The sequence below is a fragment of the Nitratireductor sp. GZWM139 genome (assembly GCF_030068685.1).
Lineage (GTDB): Bacteria > Pseudomonadota > Alphaproteobacteria > Rhizobiales > Rhizobiaceae > Nitratireductor > Nitratireductor aquimarinus.
On the sequence record NZ_JAMQML010000003.1, the window covers coordinates 1 to 20841 of the forward strand.

Annotated in this window: 20 protein-coding genes; 18 read left to right on the forward strand and 2 right to left on the reverse strand. The window is 63.1% G+C overall.

Annotated features, from left to right (window positions below):
• Window positions 1-280: 280 nt before the first annotated feature.
• Complete coding sequence (locus tag NDI72_RS04145) at window positions 281-631, forward strand: hypothetical protein (protein WP_283799729.1); 351 nt, start codon at window positions 281-283, stop codon at window positions 629-631.
• A 43-nt stretch (window positions 632-674) separates the two neighbouring features.
• The gene (locus tag NDI72_RS22050; RefSeq protein ID WP_502888371.1) at window positions 675-893 is read left to right on the forward strand and encodes a helix-turn-helix domain-containing protein; all 219 of its coding nucleotides are present in this window, start codon (window positions 675-677) and stop codon (window positions 891-893) included.
• 6 nt (window positions 894-899) lie between these two features.
• Here NDI72_RS22050 and NDI72_RS04150 read toward each other — a convergent pair whose 3' ends face one another.
• On the reverse strand, window positions 900-1793 hold the full coding sequence (locus NDI72_RS04150; RefSeq protein ID WP_206544300.1) for a MurR/RpiR family transcriptional regulator: 894 nt from the start codon (window positions 1791-1793) through the stop codon (window positions 900-902).
• 137 nt (window positions 1794-1930) lie between these two features.
• On the opposite strand from NDI72_RS04150, the gene NDI72_RS04155 reads away from it, so the two are divergent.
• From NDI72_RS04155 to NDI72_RS04185, 7 genes are all read left to right on the forward strand, one after another.
• Entirely contained in the window at window positions 1931-3535 is a 1605-nt protein-coding gene (locus NDI72_RS04155; protein ID WP_283799731.1) for an ABC transporter substrate-binding protein, read from the forward strand.
• A 74-nt stretch (window positions 3536-3609) separates the two neighbouring features.
• Window positions 3610-4587, forward strand: coding sequence for an ABC transporter permease (locus NDI72_RS04160; protein ID WP_113153095.1), 978 nt, complete (start codon window positions 3610-3612; stop codon window positions 4585-4587).
• A 5-nt stretch (window positions 4588-4592) separates the two neighbouring features.
• A complete protein-coding gene (locus NDI72_RS04165; protein WP_394374065.1) occupies window positions 4593-5501 on the forward strand; it encodes an ABC transporter permease in 909 nt (302 codons plus the stop codon).
• On the forward strand, window positions 5498-6493 hold the full coding sequence (locus tag NDI72_RS04170; protein ID WP_283799734.1) for an ABC transporter ATP-binding protein: 996 nt from the start codon (window positions 5498-5500) through the stop codon (window positions 6491-6493). Before NDI72_RS04165 ends, NDI72_RS04170 begins: the two co-directional genes overlap by 4 nt.
• Window positions 6490-7530 (forward strand): ABC transporter ATP-binding protein, encoded by a 1041-nt coding sequence (locus NDI72_RS04175; RefSeq protein ID WP_206994708.1) that lies wholly within the window; start codon window positions 6490-6492, stop codon window positions 7528-7530. Before NDI72_RS04170 ends, NDI72_RS04175 begins: the two co-directional genes overlap by 4 nt.
• Window positions 7531-7537: 7 nt before the next feature.
• Window positions 7538-8413, forward strand: coding sequence for an alpha/beta hydrolase family protein (locus tag NDI72_RS04180; RefSeq protein ID WP_224873341.1), 876 nt, complete (start codon window positions 7538-7540; stop codon window positions 8411-8413).
• A 72-nt stretch (window positions 8414-8485) separates the two neighbouring features.
• Window positions 8486-9913, forward strand: coding sequence for a M20 family metallopeptidase (locus NDI72_RS04185; RefSeq protein WP_283799737.1), 1428 nt, complete (start codon window positions 8486-8488; stop codon window positions 9911-9913).
• Window positions 9914-9964: 51 nt separating this feature from the next.
• Here NDI72_RS04185 and NDI72_RS04190 read toward each other — a convergent pair whose 3' ends face one another.
• Entirely contained in the window at window positions 9965-10753 is a 789-nt protein-coding gene (locus NDI72_RS04190; protein WP_222473977.1) for an IclR family transcriptional regulator, read from the reverse strand.
• 240 nt (window positions 10754-10993) lie between these two features.
• Here NDI72_RS04190 and NDI72_RS04195 point away from each other — a divergent pair, with 240 nt between their 5' ends.
• Genes NDI72_RS04195 through NDI72_RS04235 form a run of 9 tightly spaced genes read left to right on the forward strand, consistent with a single transcriptional unit; the run spans window position 10994 to window position 20825 of the window.
• Complete coding sequence (locus tag NDI72_RS04195) at window positions 10994-12058, forward strand: ABC transporter substrate-binding protein (protein WP_283799740.1); 1065 nt, start codon at window positions 10994-10996, stop codon at window positions 12056-12058.
• Window positions 12059-12086: 28 nt separating this feature from the next.
• Complete coding sequence (locus NDI72_RS04200) at window positions 12087-13595, forward strand: sugar ABC transporter ATP-binding protein (protein ID WP_206544295.1); 1509 nt, start codon at window positions 12087-12089, stop codon at window positions 13593-13595.
• Window positions 13592-14557 (forward strand): ABC transporter permease, encoded by a 966-nt coding sequence (locus NDI72_RS04205; protein ID WP_283799741.1) that lies wholly within the window; start codon window positions 13592-13594, stop codon window positions 14555-14557. Before NDI72_RS04200 ends, NDI72_RS04205 begins: the two co-directional genes overlap by 4 nt.
• Entirely contained in the window at window positions 14554-15495 is a 942-nt protein-coding gene (locus NDI72_RS04210) for an ABC transporter permease (RefSeq protein WP_206544293.1), read from the forward strand. The genes NDI72_RS04205 and NDI72_RS04210 overlap by 4 nt, the downstream gene beginning before the upstream one ends.
• Complete coding sequence (locus NDI72_RS04215; protein ID WP_283799742.1) at window positions 15492-16448, forward strand: amidohydrolase family protein; 957 nt, start codon at window positions 15492-15494, stop codon at window positions 16446-16448. Before NDI72_RS04210 ends, NDI72_RS04215 begins: the two co-directional genes overlap by 4 nt.
• Entirely contained in the window at window positions 16441-17754 is a 1314-nt protein-coding gene (locus NDI72_RS04220; protein ID WP_283799743.1) for an alanine racemase, read from the forward strand. Before NDI72_RS04215 ends, NDI72_RS04220 begins: the two co-directional genes overlap by 8 nt.
• Window positions 17755-17806: 52 nt before the next feature.
• Window positions 17807-18151, forward strand: a complete 345-nt coding sequence (locus NDI72_RS04225) for a RidA family protein (protein WP_206547905.1) — start codon at window positions 17807-17809, stop codon at window positions 18149-18151.
• Between the two features lie 54 nt (window positions 18152-18205).
• A complete protein-coding gene (locus NDI72_RS04230; protein ID WP_283799745.1) occupies window positions 18206-19219 on the forward strand; it encodes a succinylglutamate desuccinylase/aspartoacylase family protein in 1014 nt (337 codons plus the stop codon).
• A 10-nt stretch (window positions 19220-19229) separates the two neighbouring features.
• Entirely contained in the window at window positions 19230-20825 is a 1596-nt protein-coding gene (locus tag NDI72_RS04235) for an N-acyl-D-amino-acid deacylase family protein (protein ID WP_283799746.1), read from the forward strand.
• The last annotated feature ends 16 nt before the right edge of the window (window positions 20826-20841 follow it).

Below are 20841 nucleotides of genomic sequence, written 5' to 3' on the forward strand. Positions count from 1 at the left end.
TGATGATCGTACGAACAATCAAAGCATCCAAAGGACCGCCCCACAAACCAGTCTCAATCGCATAAAAACGGCAGCTGGTGTGCTTTATCTGTCCATCCCTTCGGGCGGGGCGCGTTGGCGCTCAGGGAAGGTGGCGGTTCCCCAGATCAGTTCGGGCGTTCTCAACCGCTGAAAATTGTAAGACAGTCGCACTTGATAGGTGTTCTTGGTCGATACGCATTGCTTCGTGATAGAGGTGAAACTGATATCTGCTTGAAGCGATGCGGGCGCTCTGTTCTCCTTGCCGGTTTCCCGCGAGGCCGCCGCCATCGTTATTTCACCCGATCACCTTGCCGCCCTTGCCGAACAAGAGTGCAAAGGCGGGCGTCCGCATATCCGGCTCACAAAGGCCGCGTCTCCCGATCGTCGGGCCCTGCAGACGGCGCGCATGTTTCGGGATGAGCTAGCGGGCGGCAATGGCGTCAACGAACTCTATGTCGATGCACTGCTCACCAAGTTCGGGGTCGAGGTGTTGCGGAGATACGACGATGCCGCGCGCCCGAAGAAGAGCGCGACGGGCGGGCTTTCGTTTCGCAATGGAAAAGGATACGGGAGCACCTGGCCGAGAATTTCAGACGCAAGCTCAGTGTAGCTGACCCGGTCGGCGTCTGCGACCTTCACCGGGGCCTTTCATCGTGGCGTTCACAAACACGTCTGGTGAGCGCCCGCATCGGTATCTGATCAACCTTCGGCTCGATTATGCCCGGTGTCTTCTCACCGAAGGAGACATGCAGATACCCGGGCAGATACGCGAGATCGCCCGTCTTTCCAGGTTTTCATGCCAGAGCCATCTGGCGACGTCGCTCAGAAAACACCTGGGCGTGCCCCCCAGGAAACCCAGGTCCAAGCGGTAGCTGTCTTCAAGAACCGTCAGGGTCCTTGCCCGAAACCTTTCCGATGTCGGGCATGTAGCGTTCTGCCAGGCGGAGCTGAACGTCCGCGCCGTCCGTGCTCTGATTGGCGATTGCCGCCACGAGCGCGTCGACAAGCGCGAAGGCTGATGTGGCTGAGTTGGGGAGCAGGCGTCTCTTTGCCTCGGCGAACAGAACCACGTCTGCGTCGCGTGCGACCGGGCTGGTCGGGCTGTCGGTGATGCACAGAATGCGCGCGCCGCGGCGCTTGGCAACACCACACAGCTCCACCGTGTTGGGAGAATAGCGCGGGAACGAGATGAACACGGCGAGATCGTTTTCATTGCAGTGAACCAGCCGCCGATAGGCTGAATTGGCGCCGCCCGTTGCGCCCATCATCGTGACGTTGCCGCGGCAGAAGGGCTCCAGCCCGTGTGTCAGCATGCCGGCGATGTAGTAGCTGATGCCGGAACCGAAGGTGAAAATGCGCTGCGCGTCGAGAATAAGCTCGACCGCGTGGCTGCAGCTGGCCTCATCGAGACCGTCGAGCGTGTTCTGCAGATTGTCCAGATCCTGCGTGAGCCCGTTGCGCATGATGTCGATATTGCTCGCATCATCGTCGATTTCCGTGCGCAGTTTCTCCACGGCTGCCATATCCATGCGCAGCGCGTCCATCTGGCTTGCGCGAAACTCGGGAAACCCCTTGAAACCGATAGCCTTGGCGAAGCGATTCGCGGTCGCGTTGGAGACATTGCAGCGCGATGCCAGTTCCACATTGGTCATCATCGCCGCTTCGGCCGGGGAGCGCAGGATAAAGTCCGCAATCCGGCGGTGGCCAAGGCTCAGATCCTGATACGCCCTGCCGATGCGACTGGCCACTTCCGAGTGGTACATCGTGTCCATGTCAGCCCCCTTGACCCTAATGAATTTTCATGTTTTTCATTTCGATGAAAATTTTCTTTCATCGTTTCAGCATATCAGATGCAGAAATTCAATGGAGCGCTTTTGCGCGCATGAACCGGGAGGGTGAACTGGTGAAAATGAAGTCGTTTCTCTTTGCAGGCACGGCAGCCATTCTGGCGTCGGCAACAATGTCGAGCCACGCTGAAGAACTGAAGATCGCGTTGTCCTCGGAGCCCACGGCTGCCGATCCGCACTACCACAATCTGTCGACCAACAACGCGTTCGTTCAGCACATTTTCGAAGCGCTGACGGCGACCGACGCCAACCAGAATGTCGGGCCTTCGCTCGCTGAATCCTGGGAAGGCGTGGACGACAACACCTGGGTTTTCAAGCTGCGTGAGGGTGTGAAGTTCTCCGATGGAAGCGACTTCAATGCCGATGACGTCCTCTTCACCTTCTGCCGCGTTCTGAACAACGAGAACAACGTTTCGGGCTCGTTTGCGCCGGACGTTGAAAACTTCGCCAGCGTCGAAGTGAGCGATCCCTACACGGTGAAGATCACCACCAAGCAGGTCGAGCCGCTTCTGCCGGAACTCCTGTCGCAGATCTACATTCTCAGCGACGGCATTCTCGAGCATGGCGACCTGTCCTTCGACCCGGCCAATGGCTGCGGCGTCACTGGCGAATGGCCGAGCGTCGACAGCTTCAACAATGGTTCCATGACCATCGGCACCGGCCCCTTCGTCCTTGATGATTTCACCAAGGGTTCGAAGATCAAGATGAGCCGCAACGACGCCTATTGGGGTGAGGCTCCGGCCTGGGAAAAGGTCGAACTCGTGCCCGTTCCCTCCGCAGGTCCGCGTCTGGCAGGCCTTCTCGCCGGCGATTACGACTTCATCGAAAGCCCGGCTGCCCGCGACGTGAAGCAGCTTGGCGAAGAGTTCGGTTACACGGCCAAGCCGTCGAGCCGCGTCATCTTCCTGCAGATGGACGTTGCCCGCGATGACAGCCCGTTCATCGAGGCTGAAGGCGGCAAGAACCCGTTCCAGGACGAGCGCGTTCGCCGCGCCGTTGCGCACGCCATCAACCGCGAAGCGATCGTCGAGCGCATCATGGACGGTTTCGCAGAGCCGGCCAGCCAGTTTGTTCCGTCCGAAATGTTCGGCGCACAGACGGACCCGGTTCCGCTGACCTATGACCCGGAGAAGGCGAAGGCGCTGCTTGCAGAGGCCGGCTATCCCGATGGCTTCAAGGTCACGCTTTCTGCGACCAACGACCGCTACATCAACGACTCGCAGGTGGCTCAGGCCATCGCGCAGTTCCTGACGCGCGTTGGCATCGAGACCGACCTCGACGCGATGACCCGCTCGATCTTCTTCTCCCGCCGCAGCAAGCGTGAGTTCAGCTTCTCCATGGGCGGCTGGGGCTCCACCTCCGGCGGCGCGGCATCCTTCCTGCGCCAGTATGTGACGACCGGCGACAAGGAGCGTGGTGTTGGCGGTTCGAACTATGGCGGCTGGTCCGATCCCGAGTTCGATGCAGTCATTCTCGAAGCCATCGAGACCGTCGATGCCGGGAAGCGCGCAGAGATGCTGCAGCAGGCAGGCCAGATGGCGCTCGACAAGCTGGGCCTGATCCCCGTGCATTTCGAGAGCACGCTGTGGGCCTACCGCGATGGTCTGGAGTTCGATGGCCGCATGGACCAGTACACCATGGCCAAGGACATCCGCCCGGCCAAGTAGCCACTTCACACAGTCTGAACCATCCATCGGCGCGTCTTCGCGCCGATGGTCATTAACGGGCGGGAGCGCTTCCGGTGCTATTGTTTACCCTGCAAAGGATGCTGCAAAGCATCGCTGTTCTTCTTGCCGTGTCGGTTGCGGTGTTTCTTGCCGTCTACGCGGTCGGCGATCCCGTCGAGCTTCTGGTCAATCCCGAAGCCACGCAGCTTGAGCGTGAGGCGATGGTTTCCCGTCTGGGCCTCGATCAGCCCGTCTGGATGCAATACTTCACCTTTCTGTCCAACGCCGTTCAGGGCGATATGGGCACCTCCTTCGTGCATGCCGAACCCGCGCTTCAGCTCATTCTGAGCCGCATGCCGGCGACCTTCGAGCTGGTGTTTCTCGCCATGCTCGTCGCCAGCATCATCGGCATTCCGCTCGGTCTCTATGTGGGGCTGAAAGAGGAAAACCGCATCGCCCGCGCGATCATGACCGGCTCCATTTTCGGCTACTCGATCCCGAGTTTCTGGAAGGGCATGGTCCTCATTCTTTTCTTTGCCGTCTGGCTTCAGTGGCTGCCGGCTTCCGGTCGTGGCGAAACGGTTTCCGTCTTCGGCATTCCGTTCAGCTTCCTCACCGTTGACGGCCTGCGCCATCTGGCCATGCCGGTCATCAACCTGGCCATTCCCAACATCGCGCTGATCACAAGGCTGACGGCCGCCGGCGCTTCCGAAGCGCGCATGCAGGATTACGTGAAATTCGCCCGCGCCAAGGGCGTGCGCGAAAAGCGCATCGTGCGCCGTCACATCCTGCGCAACATTCTCATTCCCATCATCACGGTGCTGGGCGTCGAGTTCGGCTCCCTGATCGCCTTCTCCACGATCACGGAAACCGTGTTCGCATGGCCGGGCATGGGCAAGCTGCTCATCACCAGCATCTATCAGCTCGACCGCCCGGTCGTGGTTGCCTACGTGATGCTCGTCACCTTCATCTTCGTCGTCGTCAATCTGCTGGTCGACTTCACCTACGCGCTGCTCGATCCGCGCGTCAGCCTGTCGGAGCGCATGTCATGAGCGAGATGCAGAACATGTCTTCTCAAACGCGCCCGCCTCTGGCCGACACACCGCAGCGCGCGGCCAATCTGCGCCGCATCAAGCGCCGGCCGAGCGTCAGGAAGGCGCTCCTCCTTCTGGGCATCGTGGTGGCGACAGGGCTTCTCCTGCCCTTCTTCGCGCCGCAGAACCCTTATGATCTCGCCTCCTTCAGCGTCATGGACAACCGCCTGCCGCCCGGCAGCGAGGGCATGAATGGCGAGATCTTCTGGCTGGGCACCGATTCCCAGGGGCGCGACATGCTCTCGGCCATCTTCTATGGCCTGCGCATCAGTCTTCTGGTCGGTCTTGTCGCCACGGCCATCGCGCTCATCATCGGCGTCACGGTGGGTCTTGCCGCCGCTGTGTTCGGCGGTCGGGTCGAAACGCTGCTCATGCGGCTGGTCGACTTCATTCTCGGCTTTCCCACCATTCTGGTGGCGCTGGTGATGCTCGCTGTCATCGGGCGCGGCGTCGACAAGGTCATTCTGGCCATCGTCGTGGTGCAATGGGCGAACTACGCGCGCATCATGCGGTCAGCCGCGCTGGTCGAGCGCAAGAAGGAATATGTCGAGGCTGCCTACAATCTCGGCTATTCGCGCCTGCGCATCATGTTCCGCCACATCATGCCCAACAGCCTGAGCGCCGTGCTCGTCGTGGCGACCATTCAGGTTGCCTCCGCCATCACGCTTGAAGCGACGCTCTCTTTCCTGGGTGTCGGCGTGCCTGTCACCGAGCCTTCGCTCGGGCTTCTGGTCGCCAATGGCTTCGACTTCCTGATGAGCGGCGATTACTGGATCAGCTTTTTTCCGGGCCTTGCCCTTCTGGTGTTGATCTTTTCCCTCAACCTGGCCGGCGACCGCCTGCGCACGGCCCTCGATCCAAAGCGTTCATGATGTCTGATCAGTCTTCATCTCCGTTGCTCGCGGTCGAGAATCTGCGCACCGTGTTTCACTTCGCCGATGGCGCCTATCCCGCCATCGACAGTCTTTCCTTCGAACTCAGGGCCGGTGAGGTTCTGGGGCTTGTGGGCGAATCCGGCTCCGGCAAGTCCGTCGCCGGGTTCTCCCTGATCGGTCTGGTGGATGCGCCCGGCGAGATCGTCTCCGGCGAGGTCCGCTTCAAGGGACGTGATCTGCGCAAGCTGAGCGACGAGGAGCTGCGCCGCGTGCGTGGCAAATCCGTCTCCATGATCTTTCAGGACCCGCTGACCACGCTCAATCCCGTGCTCACCATCGGCGAGCAGATGATGGAGGCGATCAGCGAGCACGAAACGGTCGATCCGGCCACCGCGCGCCAGCGCTGCATCGATACGCTCACCAAGGTGGGCATCACCTCGCCGCAAACGCGTGTCGACCAGTATCCGCACGAGCTTTCCGGCGGCATGCGCCAGCGCGTCGCCATTGCCACGGCGTTGCTCAACCAGCCCGAACTGATCATCGCGGACGAGCCGACCACCGCGCTCGACGTCACCATTCAGGGCCAGATTCTGGCCGAGATGCAGACGCTGCAGAAGGAAACCGGGACGGCGCTCATCTGGATCACGCATGATCTGGGCGTGGTTTCGGAACTGGCTGACCGCATTGCCGTGATGTATGCGGGCGGCATTGTCGAGATCGGGCAGGTCGATGACGTGCTCGATACGCCCCGCCATCCCTATACGCTTGGCCTGCTCAACTCCGTTCCCGGCGACACGCCACGCGGCGAGGCGCTGCGCCAGATCGAGGGCGCGGCCCCGTCGCTCACGGCAAGGCCGCTCGGCTGTCCCTTCCATCCCCGCTGTTTCCGCGCCAGCGATCTGTGTCGCACCGAGGAGCCGCCGCTGGCGGAGGCCGGCGATCACAGCTGGCGCTGTCACCATCCGCTTGATCCGGAGAAGACGCCATGAGCCCGCGCAACGACATCACGAGCGCTCCGGACAGGGACGAAGACGCGATCCTTGAGGTTCGCAGGCTCTCCCGCCGCTTTTCGCGCAAGCCCGTACTGGCCGAGCAGCTTCTCGGTCTGGTTGGAAAAGCGCCGGAAATTCCGGTTCTCACGGCCGTCAAGTCGCTCGATCTGACCGTGCGGCGTGGTGAGGTTCTGGGCCTTGTCGGCGAGTCCGGCTGCGGCAAGTCCACGCTTGGCCGCATGATGACGGGCATCAACCCGCCATCGGAAGGCGAGATCCTCTACAATGGCAAGGGCACGGATGAGATGAGCCGTCAGGAACGGCTCGCCTATACGCTCGCCGTGCAGATGGTCTTTCAGGACCCGTATGCGTCGCTCAACCCGCGACAGACGGTCGGCGAGATCCTTTCCGAGCCGCTGCGCGTGCACAATCGATGCAAGAACCGGGCGGAAATCAGCGAACGTGTCGATGCGGCGCTCAATGAGGTTGGGCTCGACCCGTCCTATAGGGATCGCTATCCGCATCAGTTCTCCGGTGGTCAGCGTCAGCGTATCGGCATTGCCCGCGCCCTGATTGTCGATCCCGAATTTCTGGTCTGCGACGAGCCCATTGCCGCGCTCGACGTGTCCATTCAGGCGCAGGTCATCAACCTGTTCCTGGAGCTGCGGGCGCAGCGTGCGCTGACCTATCTCTTCATCAGCCATGACCTGTCGGTCGTCTGGCACATCGCCGACCGGGTTGCGATCATGTATCTGGGCGAGATCGTCGAACTCGCGCCGACAACGGAGCTGTTCGACAGCCCGGCCCATCCCTACACGCAGACGCTGCTTGCCGAGATCCCCTCGGTGAAGCGCCGTCGCCGCGCCTTCCAGCCGGTCAAGGGCGAGTTGCCTTCGCCGCTCAACCCGCCATCCGGCTGCACCTTCCATCCCCGCTGCCCCATGGCCACCGACCGGTGCCGCAGCGAACGCCCGATCAGCCGGACGATCGCGCCGGGCCGCACGGTCGCCTGTCATCTGCACGAACCTTCTTGAGGACTTCATGGAACTGCAACGCCTGCTCGACGGCAATGGCTCCAACGCCCTGCCTTTCATCTTCTCTGGTCAGCCGGAAAAGACCGTCATCCTGAACACCTACAAGGCTGCCGGATATGAGCCGGGCAAGCCGGTCGTGTTCGTCCAGCACGGCATGCTGCGCAATGGTGACGACTATCGCGATTTCTGGATTGCGGCTGCCGACAGGCATGATCTCCTGATCGTTGCTCCGACCTTCCCGAATGGCGATTTTCCCGAGCCGGAAAACTACAACAACGGCATGGTTCTCGATGCCGAGGGAAAGCCGACCCCGCGTGAAAGCTGGATCTACCGCGCTCCGGCGCTGATCGCCGAGGCCCTTGAAGAGGCCGGCGTCATGAAGGGCGTGAAGCCGAAGATTTTCGGTCACTCCGCCGGTGGTCAGTTCCTGCACCGCATGGTGTCGCTGTTCGGCATGGGGCCGTTCGAGGCCGTCGGCGCGGCCAATGCCGGCTGGTATTCTCTCCCCGATCTGGAAGCGAATTTCCCCGCCGGTCTTGGCGGTCTGGGCTACGGGCAGCAGGATCTGGTGGCGCTGCTCGCCACGCCGCTGCACATCATGGCCGGCCTGAACGACTGCGAGTCCAACGCCGACAACCTGCCGACCCAGCCCGAGGCCATCGCCCAGGGGCCGGGACGTCTTCACCGCGCCCGCAATTACTTTGCCAGGGGCAAGGCGAAGGCTGAAGAGCTGGGCGTCCCGTTCAACTGGCAGATGACCGAGGTTCCCGGCGTCGCTCACGATGGCTGCGCCATGTCGGTTGCCGCTGCCGGTCTCTGGTTCGAAGGCGCTCTGCCGGCCGGCGACCAGCTCGGCGCTGGCACCGGTGGCTTCAACGCCTGACGCATATGTGGCCCATCCCGGCCACGACCATCATTCGACGCACGATCATTCATCCGACAAGGAGAGGCAACAATGAAGAACAGCGATGAGATCTGGGATCTCGTTGATGCAAAGAAGGCCGGTTTCGAGGCGTTGAGCGATCGTGTCTGGGGTATGCCGGAAATCGCCTACACCGAGTACCGCTCCTGCGCCGAGCACACCGCCATGCTGCGCGAGCAGGGGTTCCGGGTGGTTGAGGACGTTGCCGGCATTCCCACCGCCGTCATGGGCGAGGCAGGCGAGGGCGGTCCCGTCATCGCCATCCTCGGCGAATATGATGCGCTTCCGGGCCTGAGCCAGGAGGCCGGCATCGCCGAGCCGCGTCCCCTGCCTGGCAATGGCCATGGTCACGGCTGTGGCCACAACCTGCTTGGCAGCGCCGCACTTCTGGCCGCCACGGCAATCAAGGACTGGCTGGAAGAGACCGGCCGTCCGGGCCGCGTGCGCTATTATGGCTGCCCGGCGGAAGAGGGTGGCGCTGCGAAGAGCTTCATGGCGCGCGCCGGCGCGTTCGAAGATGTCGATGCGGCCATCACCTGGCACCCGGCGTCCTTCACCCGTGTTGACGAGGCCATGTCGCTGGCCAACACGCGCATGGACTTCGCGTTCACGGGCCGTTCGTCCCACGCTGCCGCCGCACCGCATCTGGGCCGCAGCGCGCTCGATGCCGTCGAGCTCATGAGCGTCGGCGTCAATTACCTGCGTGAGCATGTGCCGGCCGACAGCCGCATCCACTACGCCCTTCTCGACGCCGGCGGCATCGCGCCGAACGTGGTGCAGGCAAAAGCCAAGGTTCGTTATGCGATCCGGTCCACCAGCCTGCCGGGCATGTTCGCTCTCAATGAGCGCGTGCAGAAGGTGGCGCGTGGCGCGGCGATGATGACCGAAACGAAGGTCGACATCTCCATCATGAGTGCGGTGGCCAATCTGCTTGGCAACACGCCGCTCGAAGAAGCCATGCAGCGTCAGATGGACCGTCTCGGGCCCGTCGCCTTCGACGATGAGGACCGCGCTTTTGCCGCCAAGATTCAGGACACGCTGTCGGACGAGGATATTCACAACGACTATCTTCGCATCGGCCTGCCGGTGAAGGACAACACACCGCTGTGCGATTGCGTGGTGCCGCGCGATCTCGAGGGTGTTCCGATGATCGGCTCCACCGATGTGGGCGATGTGAGCTGGGTGGTTCCGACCGTTCAGGCGCGTGTTGCGACCCATGCAATCGGCACACCTGGGCACTCCTGGCAGATCACCGCGCAGGGCAAAATGCCCGCAGCCCACAAGGGCATGGTCTACGCCGCAAAGGTGATGGCGGGAACCGCGCTCGATTTGATCGGCGACGCCGATCTGCTGGCGAAGGCCAGGGAAGACCACGCCGCCCGCACGGCCGCGACGCCCTACACCTGTCCGATCCCGGAAGATGTGCAGCCGCCGCTACAGCCGCGTCCGGCGGATATCTGATCGTGAAACTGAAACGGGCGGCCAAAGCCGCCCGTTTTCATTTCCGGGTGTCTATCGGCTGAGTGGCGGAACGCTTGTCTGTCCGCTCAGGCGCTGCGAGGCGCGCTTGAGACAGAGCAGATATTCTTCCCTGTTCTCGATCCCGTCTTCCCGTGGCGCGACAAGGCAGAGCGTCGCCACGCAGCGGCGGTTCGCATCGAGAACGGGAACCGCGAAACAATGGGTGAAGCTGTCCACGATGCTGTCGAAGGTGAACTCGCCCTTGAGCCATGCTTCGCGCACTTCGCGAATGAAGACCGCCGGTTCCAGCCATTCGCCATTGGGCAGCTGAAAGTCCTGCGGCGGGATGAAGTCGATGATTTCCTGATCCGAAAGATGCGCGACCAGCAGGCGGCCGGACGCCGTCCAGGGGATCGGCACCGACTGCCCTACATCCGATGAGATGCGGAACGGGCGCGCGCCCTCCTTCATGCGAACGACGATGTATTTGTTGCCGTCCAGCATGCAGAACTGCGAGGTCTCGCGCGTTTCATGCGCGATCATCTCAAGGGCTGCTTCGCACTCGCGGGTGAAATCGAACTGCTCTTCATAGGCCGCGCCCAGGAAATAGAGCTTGCGCCCGAGGAAAACCCGCCCGTCGCCGCCGGCGAGTTCAAGGATCTCGTTGCGCAGGAGAAGGTTCACCAGCTCGTAGACCGAAGAGCGCGGCGCGCCGATCTGGACCGCGATTTCGTTGGGGCGCATCGGGCTTTTCTGATCGCGCAGAAAATCCAGTATCTCGAATGCGCGGTCGAGACCACGTGCGCGCTTGGCAGTGCTGGTCGGTGCGGCGGTATCCAACGGCCTCGTCTCCATCGCTTCTGGCTCTGTCCTTCTTCTGAACTCGTTGCAGCCTGTCAATGCTCTTGGCGTCACACCCGGAGTCGAAGGGCTGTTCGCCGTGATTTTTCGACCGCCACTTGCAGGGGCGTCAAAACCGGATAATATGCACTTCCACTATAAAGATCACTTGTACATTATAGCGGACATTGATTGGCGGCAAGCCTTTTGGGGCGCCGCATCTTGTTGAGGGAGGAAGACATGCATTTATCGGGTTCTGAAAATTCCAGGCGTCGTCGCGGCCTGCTCATGGGCGTTGCGGCGACATCCATGCTGGTTGCCGGCAGCGGTGCTGCTTCGGCTGCGGCAAACTGCATTCAGGGAGACCGCGAAGCGCCCTATACGATCGGCTGGGCGAACATCTATTCCGTACCGACCTGGATGAAGCAGACCGAAGGCACCATCGCTGCCGAGGTCGAAGAGCTGAAGAAGGCCGGTCTGGTCGACGATCTCATGATCACCGACGCCCAGGGCAATGCCCAGACGCAGATCCAGCACATCCAGTCCATGATCGACGCCAATGTCGACGCCATCGTCGTCATCGCCGGTTCGTCCAACGCGCTTGACCGCGTGATCTCGGACGCCTGTGACAAGGGCATCGCCGTCGTCAACTTCGACAGCCTGGTCAACACCGACAAGGTGACCGCGAAGATCAACACCGATTCCGGTGAATGGGGTGCGGCTGCCGCACAGTGGATGGTCGATCAGCTCGGCGGTGAAGGCAAGATCATCGTCATGAACGGCCCGGCAGGCATTTCCGTCAGCGATGACCGCCGCAAGGGCGCGCAGCCGGTTCTGGACGCCAATCCCGGCATCGAGATCCTGACCGAGACCAACACCGAATACAATGTCGCGCCCGCGCAGGAGGCCATGACCAGCCTTCTGTTCGCCAACCCGGAAATCGACGGCGTTCTTTCGCTCGGCGGCGCGCTTTCGGCCGGTTCCGTTCTCGCCTTCGACCGTCAGGGCCGCGAGCAGGTTCCGACCACCGGTGAAAACGCACGTCAGTTCCTTGAGCTCTGGAAAGAGAAGGGTCTGGAAGGCTGGGCAACCATGCAGCCGAACTGGCTGGGCGCCCTGTCTGTCTACGCGGCGGTTCAGGCGCTTGAGGGCAAGGACGTTCCGGCTTTCATCAAGGTGCCGCTGCCGGTCATCGGCGACGACACGATCGACGGTTATCTCGCACGCGCCGATCAGTTCCCGGCCGACGGATACATCTACTCCGATTACGACCGCGCGCTCTTCGACAAGCTGCTGGCGCAGTAAGACACGAAGACGAAAAGGCCGGTTCCTGATGACGAAAACCAAGCCCCTGCTCGAAGCCAGGCAGGTGTTCAAGGGGTTTTTCGGCAATCCGGTGCTCAAGGGCGTGGACATCGCCCTTGAGCCCGGACGCGTTCACGCTCTTCTGGGCGAGAACGGTGCTGGAAAATCGACACTGATCAATCTGCTCTCGGGCGCTTTGCAGCCCGACAAGGGCGACATTGTCGTGGACGGCAAGCCCGTCTCGCGTTTCAGCCCTGCTGCTGCGCGAGAGGCGGGCATTGCCGTCGTTCAACAGGAGCTGAGCCTTGCCGCCGAGCTGTCCATTGCCGAGAATATCGGCCTTGGCGCTCTGCCACGGCGCTTTGGTCTCATCGACTACAAGGCGCTTTCCGCCTCCGTCGCGGAGGTCTGCGAGCGGGTCGGCCTGACCGAACCGCTCGACATGCCCGTCGGCGATCTCTCGCTTGGCCGCCGGCAGATGGTGGAAATTGCCAAGGCGCTTTTCCGCAAGCCGCGCGTGCTCATTCTGGACGAGCCGACATCCTCCCTGTCCGCGCATGAGGCGGGCATTCTGGCAGGCCTCATCCGCAAGCTGCGTGATGAAGGCATCGCGCTTCTCTACATCTCCCATCGCCTCAACGAGGTTCAGGCGCTGTGCTCGCATGTCACGGTGCTGAAAGATGGCGTGGTGACCGCCGACCAGCCGCTGGCCGGCGTCGATGATGAAGGTCTCGTGCGCCTGATGGTGGGCCGCGATGCGGGCGACCTGTTCCCCGCCTGGCAGGACCATCCCGCCGGCGCCGAACTCATCCATCTGAAGAAATTTTCCGCAGGCACGGCCCTTGATGTCGATTTCCAGGCATCCGCCGGCGAGATTATTGGCATCGGCGGTCTGGTGGGGCAGGGACAGGAGGATTTCCTGCTCGGCCTGTACGGCGCAATTCCCGCTTCCGCAGAGAAGGCGGAAATCTCGGGAAGTCACCGCCCGCTGAAAAGCGTCGAGGCGGCCAATCAGGCCGGCCTTGCCTATGTGCCGGCTGACCGCAAGCATGAGGGGCTCGTTCTGCCGCATTCCATTGCGTCGAATCTCCTTCTGCCCTCGCTTGGCAATCTGGTGAAACATGGTCTGCGCGACCGCGCGGCCGAGCGCAATCTGGTTGCCGACCTCGCCAAGCGCCTGACGATCAAGGGCGATGTGACCCGTCCGGTTCAGGCGCTTTCCGGTGGCAACCAGCAGAAGGTGGCGCTGGCCAAATGGCTGCCGCTCGATCCTTCGGTACTGCTCCTCAACGACCCCACGCGCGGCGTCGATATCGAGACCAAGCGGGAAATCTATCTGATGCTGCAATCCTTCGCGCGCGAGGGAAAGCTGGTCATTCTTCTGAGTTCCGACACACCTGAACTCGTCCATCTTTGTGATCGTGTCGCCGTGTTCCGCGAGGGGCGCGTCGTGGCCACGCTGCCGCGCGCAGACATCTCCGAAGAAGCGATCGTCGGCGCCGCCATGGGCGTCTCAGCGAAGGGGGCTGCGGCATGAGTGCCACCACCGTTCCGGCAAATCTCTATGCCGCCGTCCAGAAGCGCCGCAATCGCGGCCTGACGGGCCTTTATCTGGTCGTCGCCGCGTTTCTCGTGGTCTACGCCATTCTGTTTCCGGGCCTTCTCAGCGTTGGCGGTTTTTCCAAGTTCACGCAGAACTGGTTCCCGCTGGCGCTCGTCACCATGGCGCAGGCCCTGATGATGCTGAATGGCGGCATCTCGCTTGCCATCGGTCCGATGGTCAGCCTCGGCGCGGTCATTGCCGCCGTCACCATGGGCGGTCCGCTGGGTGTTCTGGGCGGGCTGATCGCCGTCTCGGTCGCCGGCCTGTTCATCGGTGCGGTAACGGGCGGCATCGTCGCCTATCTGCGCCTGCCGGCCATCATCGTCACGCTGGCCGGATCGTTCATCATCACCGGCATCGCGCTCATTCTCCTGCCGCGTCCCGGCGGCTACATCCCCGACTGGTTTTCCGACCTGCTTGCCGGCCACACGCCGGTTGCGTTTGGCCTTCTGGTCCTGCTTCTGATCGGCTGGAAACTCTATCTGGCAACGCCGCTCGGCCTTGGCATCTATGCCGCCGGAAACAATCCCGTCGGCGCGTTCCGCTCGGGCGTTCCCGTCGAGCGCGTCAAGGTGTTAGCCTTCGCGCTGTCGGGTCTGCTGGCAGCCCTTGCCGGCCTCTTCGTTGCAGCCCAGACCGGCTCTGGCGATCCGGTCATCGGCACGCCCTTCACGCTCAACTCCATCGCCGGCGCGGTGCTTGGCGGCGTCGCCTTTCTCGGCGGCAAGGGCACGATGCGCGGCGTCATCTGCGGCAGCCTGCTTCTCTCGGTCATGATCAACGTCATGTTCTTCCTCGGCTTCCCGCCGGTCGCTCAATATGTGGCGCAGGGCCTCATCATCGTCGGCGCCGTCGCGATCCCGCAATTGACCAGCCAGTGGAGGGCAAAGCCATGAACGCTCTCAAGTCGGCCTTCCGCAATCCGCCGCTTCTGACGCTGATCCTGGTGATCCTCGTCTGGATCGTCGCCAGCCTCACGCTGCGTGGCTTCGGAGCCTTCGGCCATCTGCGCTACCTGCTGGAACTCTCCGCAGTCATCGGCATCGTCGCCGCCGGCCAGACGCTCGTGATCCTGATGGGCGGCATCGACCTTTCGGTCGGCGCGGTCATCACGGTCACGGCCATTCTCCTGCCACTCATCTCGCCCGACATCGATCCCACCGGCCTCGTGGGCATCGTGCTTGCGCTGGGCATCGCGTCCAGCATCGGCTTTCTCAATGGCGTTGGCGCGGCATATCTCAAAGTGCCGCCCATCATCATGACACTGGCCATGGCGACCTTCCTGCAGGGCATGCTGGTCATCGTCGCCGGCGGCAGCGCCGTCTCCGTCACGAACGCAACCGTCATCTGGCTCGGCCAGGCGCGGCCCTTCGGAATTCCCGCCGGCGTTCTCCTGTGGGTGGCCGTGTCGATCGTGGTGCTGCTCATCATCCACCGCATGCCGGCCGGCGCGCGCTTTCTGGCGCTGGGGGCCAACCCGATGGCAACCGAGCTTTCGGGCGTCAGCGTCAAACGCAACACGCTGCTCCTGTTCACGCTTTCGGGCTTCTTCGCCGGTCTTGCCGGCATCCTGATCCTCGGCATGAACCGTCAGGGCTATGTGGGCATCGGCGATCCCTATCTTCTGACGTCCATCGCCGCCGTGGTTCTGGGGGGCACCTCCATTCTGGGCGGGCGCGGCACCTATGCCGGCACCATTCCCGGCGCGATCCTTCTCGTCACCACCACGGCGCTGATCACCGTGGTCAACGCGTCGCCCGGCTGGCGGTCCATCATGTTCGGATCGCTCATTCTGGCGCTGCTCCTGATCTCGGGGCGTGAGGCGCGACGATGAGTTCTGCCTATGCGGGTCCGGTCATCGACCCGCACCACCATCTGTGGGACCTGTCGCTTGGCAGGCACCCCTGGCTTGCGCCGCCTGGAGCCGCTGATGAGGAGATGGTGTTCGGCAGCATCGCGCCGATCCGCCGCGACTATGGCGTGGGTGAATATCTGTGGGACGCGGCCCGCCAGAACATCGTCGCCACCGTCCATGTCGAGGCCGGCTGGTCGGATGATTTCCCGCTGGAGGAAACGCGCTGGCTCGACAGTCTCGACAGGCGTTTTGGCGTTGCCGCGCGCTATGTGGCGCGCGTGCCGCTTGCCGGTGCGGATGCGCAGCGTCTCGTTGAGCGCGAGGCTGCAAATCCCGCTGTGGTCGGCATTCGCGATATCGTCAGCTGGCATCCCGACCCGGCAAAGAGCTTTGCCTCCCGCGAAGGCATGATGAGCGACCCGCGCTGGCGCGAGGGGCTTTCGCGCGCCACCGAACTCGGCCTCAGCTTCGATCTCATGCTCTTTCCCTGGCAGATGGGGGAGGCGGCGCGCCTTGTCGCCGATCATCCCGACACCCAGTTCGTGCTCAACCATTGCGGCAGCCCGGTTGACCGCAGCGAGGAAAGCTTGGCGCTTTGGCGCAACGGGCTTTCGGAGCTTTCCAGTGCGCCCAACATCGCCATCAAGATCTCCGATCCCGTGGCCTATGATCACCACTGGACAGTCGACAGTCTGCGCATGGTGATCGACCACTGCATCGCCTGTTTCGGGCCGCAGCGCGCCATGTTTGCCAGCGATTTTCCCGTTGCCGGTCTGCACGCGGATTTCGATGCGCTTTATGGCGCGTTCAGAACCATAGCCGCCAGCCATTCGCATGATGAGCAGGAGGCCCTGTTCTTCTCGACGGCGAACCGCATTTACCGCCTTGGCCTGTCGCCTTCGCAAACATCACAGGATGCTTCCCATGTCTGACGCCACGCTCACCACTGCGAGCGATCCCGTCATCGATGACCGCGTTCGCGGTTTTCCCGCAGGCCATGCAGCCCTTGGCCTCGGCGCCATTGGCGATCAGGGGTGGAAGCCCTTTGATGGCGCCATGTCCCTGCCATTGATCTCGCTCGATGAAACGGCGTTCGCCAACAATGTCGATCTGATGATGACCTATGTGCGCGAGCAGGGCGTCGAGATCGCACCACACGCCAAGACGCCGATGTCGCCGGCCATCGCCGCCCGTCTCGTCGAGGCCGGGGCATGGGGCGTCACGGTGGCCGACATTCGTCAGGCTTCCGTCATGCTGCGCGCGGGCTTCCGCCGCCTGATCCTCGCAAACGAGATCGGTGGCCCGGCGGCAGCGAGACGGCTTGCCCGCCTGGTCTCTGCCTATCCCGATGCCGATCTCTCGATCTTCGTCGATTCACGCGAGATGATGGAGTCGCTCGCTTCCGCGTGGTCTGCTTCCGCTGATCTGCCGCCGCTCGGGCTTCTGGTCGAGCTGGGCGCTGCCCGTGGCGGGCTCCGCTCCGGTGAAGCCGCGTTACAGCTCGCCGAGGCCATTCTTGAACGCGAGACCGACACTTTCCGGCTCGCCGGCGTCGCGGCTTACGAAGGTGCAGCCGCAACGCCCGATGCGGCTGAGACGGCGCTGCGCATTTCTGCTCTGGTCGAACGCACGGCAACGCTTTTCTCTGCGCTGCGCCAGCGGCTTGGGCCGGAGCGTCCGATGATCGTCACCGCCGGCGGCTCGGTTTATTTCGACATGGTGGTTCGCGGTCTGAAGGCGGTGGTCGCGGCAGATCAAAACGCGGTTCTGGTCCTGCGCAGCGGCGCGATCTTCTTTCATGATCACGGCATCTATGAGCGCGGTCTCACCGGCCTCGACAACCGGTCCGGTTTCGTGATCGGCGGAAAAGCGGTTTCGGCGGCCACCGGGTTCCGCCCCGCGCTTCGCGTCTGGGCCGAGGTTCTTTCGAGGCCGGAGCCGGGGCTTGCCGTTTGCGGCATGGGCCTGCGCGATGTGGCGGCCGATCAGGGCCTGCCGCGCCCGCTTGCGTTCTATCGCGATGGCGTGCGCACCGCTCTTTCTAAGACGGTTCGCGTCACCGCGTTGAACGATCAGCATGCCTTCGTCTCACTGGGCGAGGGCGTCGATCTGCGTGTCGGTGATGTGGTGGAGTTCGGCATCTCGCATCCCTGCACCTGCCTCGACCGGCACGCGATCCTCTACGGTCTGGACGACGATCATCGCGTTGTCTCGGCCTATCTCACCAGCTTCGGCTGAAACTGTTCCAACCCCACCCCACCCCCTACCCAAGCAAAAGGAATTTTGGAAAATGATCATGCGCTACCAGAAGGGTTCCCGAATGAGCCAGGCCGTCGTCTATGGCGGTCTCGTCCACATTGCGGGGCAGGTTCCCGATGACCGCAAGGCGAGCATCGAGGATCAGACGGCAGATGTTCTGCGCAAGATCGACGCTCTCCTGGCCGAAGCCGGCACCGACCGCTCCAAGCTCGTGGCCGTCAACGTCTTCCTGCCGGCCATCATCGATTTTGACGCGATGAACAGCGTCTATGATGCCTGGATTGACCCGGAGAACCCGCCGGCCCGCGCCTGCGTCGAGGCGCGCCTTGCCGATCCGGACCTGCGCGTCGAAATGACGGCTATTGCCGCAGTCTGACACCTGGCCGGTGCCCCGCGCACCGGCTCTTCTTCTGGCGACCGGAGTTCTGCCATGCATACGGGCATTGTTCATTCCATTGATTTCGAGGCCGGGGGCGTTCAGTCCGGCTTCCTGGCAATTCCCTATTCGGTGGACCGGTCGCCCTATTACCAGATCCGCATCCCCTGGCTGCGGGTCCGCAATGGCGAGGGGCCGAGCCTCCTTTTGATGGCGGGCAATCACGGCGACGAGTATGAGGGCGAACTTCAGCTTGCCCGGCTCATGCGCCGCCTGAAGACGCTCGACATCAGCGGAACGGTCACGGTCCTGCCGATCATCAACCAGCCGGCAGTCATGGCGGCCCGCCGCTGCTCCCCCTTTGATGGCGGAAATCTCAACCGCGCCTTTCCCGGCAACCCTGCCGGAACGCCGACCGAGCGCATCGCCCATTTTCTGGAACATGAGCTGTTCCCGCGCCACGATGTGGTGCTCGACCTTCATTCGGGTGGAACCTCCATGGCGCATCTGCCCTGCACGCTGATCGAGCGTCAGGCGGAGCCGGCGCGCTTCGAGCGCACGCTTGATCTCATGCGCCAGATGGGTGCCGCCCACGCCTTCATCGCCGACAATGGGCCGACAGCGCCGACCTCGATGGGCGCTGTCGGCCGCGCTGGCGCAATCGGTCTTTCCGGCGAGTTTGGTGGCGGCGGCACGGTCACGCCCGACAGCATGGCTTTCACGGCGGGCGCAATCGATCGCCTGCTTGTTGCGCTGGGCATCGTGTCCGCACCGGTGCTCTCCGCCGCGCTTGATGACAAGGCTCCGCCGCTCCAGCTCCTTTCGCTGTCGCGCCACAGTCAGGGCATCTACGCCACCCGGCGCGGCTGGTTCGAGCCCGCCGCCCGTCTGGGCGACCGCGTTGCCGCTGGCGATCTCGCCGGCTGGTATCACGATCTTGAACGCATCGACGCACCCGAGGAAGCACTGCACTTCGCCGAGGGTGGCATCGTCATCTCGCATCGCCTTCATTGCGACAGCCAGTCCGGCGATTGCCTGATACAAGTGGCCGAGCCGATTGAAGCCTGAGAGGACCTGAATGACCGACACGCTCATCCGCGGGGCGCGCATCATCGATGGAACCGGTGCGCCCTGGTATCGCGGCGATATTCTCTTATCCGGCGGGCGCATCGCCCGCATCGGGCGCGATCTGCCCGTTTCCGGCGCGCATGTGGTGGATGCCGAAGAGCGCTACGCCGCACCCGGCTTCATCGATGCGCATTGTCATGATGACCTGATCTTCCTGCGCGAGCGCGGGCGTCCGGAAAAGGCGTTTCAGGGCGTCACCAGCATTGTTGTCGGAAACTGTTCTTTCTCGCTGTATCCCGCCACGCCCGGATCCCACGAGGATCTGCGCCGGCACTTTTCCGGCCTTCTCGGCGAAACGGCGCATGAAGAAATCTTCGCCGATCTCGATGGCTACCGTCACGCACTGTGCGGGGCAGAGGGCGCTGGCATCGCGCTCAATCTCGTGTCGCTCGTAGGGCATGCCGCACTTCGCCTTGCCGTCATGGGGCATGACGACCGCCCGGCTACGCCGGAAGAAACGCAGGCCATGTGCGACCTTCTGGAAGCCCAGCTTGCGCAGGGCGCCGCAGGCCTGTCGCTCGGCCTTGTCTATCCGCCAAGCGCCTTTGCCGACGAGGCGGAGCTGATTGCGCTCGGGCGTGTCGTCGGGCGTCACGGTCGGGTGCTCGCCGCGCATATCCGTTCCTACGAGGCAGGGCTGATCGACGCTACCGAGGAGTTCGGGCGTGTGCTTGGTGCGTCAGGTGCAGCAGGCCTGCTCTCGCATCTTCAGTCTGCCGGCCGTCCCAATTGGGGCCGCATTCCCGATGCCATCGCGCTTCTGGAGACGATGCGCCGGGACGGCATCGATGTCAGCTTCGACATGTACCCCTATCCCGCCGGCAGCACATGGATACTCCAGCTCCTGCCCGCCGCTGTCATGGAAGGCGGGCTTGCCGGGCTGCGCCGGCGTCTGGCCGATCCCGCCCAGCAGGCGCTCCTGCGTCGCTGGGTCAATGAGGGTGGCCCGGAATTCCCCGGCCAGAGCAAGGTGTCGCTCATCGGCTGGGAGAATGTTCGTCTCTCCGCCGTGGGCGTTGATGCGCTCAAGCATCTTGAAGGGCTCGACATGCAGGCCGCGGCAGCGAAACTGGCTGTCGATCCGTTCGATCTCATGCTGCGCTTCATAGAAGAAGATGACGGGCAGACCGGCATCATCCTGTTCCAGCTTGCCGAAGAAGATTTGCACGCCGCCTGTTGCAACCGCCTCTACATGGCCGGGTCCGATGGGCTTCCGCGACCGGGCTCCAAGCCGCATCCGCGCGCCTTCGGCACCTTTCCGCGCATCGCCGGACCGCTTGTCCGCGACCAGAACTGGTTCTCGCTGGAAGATGCCGTGCGCCGCATGACGTCCATGGCCGCGCAGCGCTTTTCGCTCACGGATCGCGGGCTTCTGCGCCCCGGCATGGCCGGCGATGTCGTGCTTTTCGAGGAGAGCATCACAGACCGCGCGACCTTCGACGATTCATCGCAACTGCCCTCCGGTGTCAGCCACCTGTTCGTCAATGGGGGCATGGTCATCGAGGATGGCCGCGAGACGGGCGCGCGTCCCGGTCGCGTTCTCTAACCAATTCCGCCGCCCC